Source organism: Streptomyces sp. NPDC032940 (assembly GCF_040636935.1).
In the GTDB taxonomy this organism is placed as follows: Bacteria; Actinomycetota; Actinomycetes; order Streptomycetales; family Streptomycetaceae; genus Streptomyces.
This window is the reverse complement of the sequence record NZ_JBEZVJ010000084.1, coordinates 1-1777: the sequence shown is the minus strand read 5'-3', so window position 1 is coordinate 1777 and position 1777 is coordinate 1. Positions and strand designations below refer to the sequence as shown.

1 protein-coding gene is annotated in these 1777 nt (G+C 69.6%); it reads right to left on the bottom strand.

The features are described 5' to 3' along the window. Window positions 1–59: 59 nt before the first annotated feature. Window positions 60–1280 (bottom strand): IS110 family transposase, encoded by a 1221-nt coding sequence (locus tag AB0E77_RS34170; RefSeq protein ID WP_361578903.1) that lies wholly within the window; start codon window positions 1278–1280, stop codon window positions 60–62. Window positions 1281–1777 lie beyond the last annotated feature (497 nt).

The following is a 1777-nucleotide window of genomic DNA, read 5'->3' as shown; positions in this document are numbered from 1 at the left end:
AGCGCGCCGCCGGGCGCGGCCAGCCGGGGCGAAGACAGACATCCGATGCGGTTGATCAGTCAAGCGGTGCTGGGGAAGGCGGTCTGCTCGTCGTAGGGGATGCGGTGGGTGAGGCAGTGGTGCAGGCAGCCGAGTAGGCGGTTGAAGAGGTTGCGTTGGGCTGCGACGTGGCGGTCGTCGGCTGTGCGGCGGCGGTCGTAGTGGGCTCGTGCTCCGGGGGATGCGGTGAGGGCGGCGAAGGCCCAGATGTAGCCGGCTGAGGCCAGACGCTGGTTCTTGATGTGCCTGGCCAGGACGGTGGTCTTGCGTCCGGAGGATCTGGTGATGGGGGCGGATCCGGCATAGGCCTTCAGGGCGCGCGGGCTGGTGAAGCGGGTGTGGTCGTCGCCGAGTTCGGCCAGGACGCGGGCGCCGGTGAGGGCGCCGAGGCCGGGGAAGCTGGTGATGATTTCGGCGTCCTGGTGGGTGGCGAAGGCGGCGGTGGTGGCTGCTTCCAGGTCGTCGGCGCTGGTGCAGGCCGCGTCGAACTGCTTGAGCAGAGCGAGGGTTTTGGTGCCCATGGCCTGCTCGATGTCGGGTGGCTGGTGCATCTGTGGTTCGCGTAGCAGGGTGTGGAGGCGTTCGACTTCGCCGGTGATCTCCCTTTGTCGGCCGGCCTTCTTGAGGATCGCTCGCAGCTGCGGGCGGGTGAGCTGGGCGGCCTGGGTGGGTGTGGGGGCCGCGACGAGCAGGGCGCGGGTGACGGGTGAGGCGAGGCCTTCGCGGAAGTGCCTGAAGACGGTGAGGAAGCCGGGGAAGTACTCGCGCAGGTGGGAGCGCAGTCGGTTGCCGGTCTGGACGCGGTCTCGGACGGCGTCCTGTTGGGCTCGGGCCAGGACGGTGATGGCCTGGGCGAGGTGGCTGTCCGCGGGCAGGGGCCGGTGCTCTGCGGGGTCGGTGCGCAGGATGTGGGCCAGGACTTTGGCGTCGAGGTGGTCGGATTTCTTGCGGCTGAGTGCGTAGCGGTCGCGGTAGCGGGCGGCGGTGAGCGGGTTGATCACGTAGATGGGCCTGCCGGTGGCGCGTAAGCAGGCGACCAGGAGTCCGTGAGAGGTCTCGATGGCGACCGGGATCGGGTGCTCTGGGCTGTCGCCGTGCTGGGCCAGCAGCTGCAGGAGCTGGCTGAGGCCTTCTGGGGTGTCGTCGATGCGGAGCTTGTCCAGGAGGGTGCCGGCCTCGTCGAGCAGTGCGATGTCGTGGTGGTCGGTGGCCCAGTCGATGCCGCAGAACACGCTGGTCATGGTGGTGTCCTTGGGTGGGTGGCGGTGGTGTGAGGTCGTCGCCGTGGCGGGGTTGCGCGTCTCCCTAATGGCAGGGCTCAAGGCCCGTCATCCGATTAGCCGTTCGCAATCCCAGCGGTCGCCAGGGGTCTCGGTCAGCTGCGGAACTGGGAGCGTTCGCCGAGCGGTGAGAGGTGTTCCCTGGCGGCGGCTTGAACCACGAGAGCCAACGATGCCGCTGATTGTGTGCGAGCGGGGGTGGCGGGGCCGGTCCGCGCGGGACGAAGGCATGAGCGCGGGCCGGCCCCGCCACCCCCGGCGCTGCTGCACTGGGCAAGTAGGCACGTGGGGCCGACTCTGTCTTGAGAGGTCAGGCCTCAGGAGCGACTACGGATCACCACATGCCCACCCGTCCAGGGACGCTCGGCCATGAGAAACCGCCCAGCGCCTTACCGCACCATTAGGAGGCAGGCCGCGCCGCAGAGGCGGCGCGCGCCCGCGCCGTGCGCGGGCCTTGA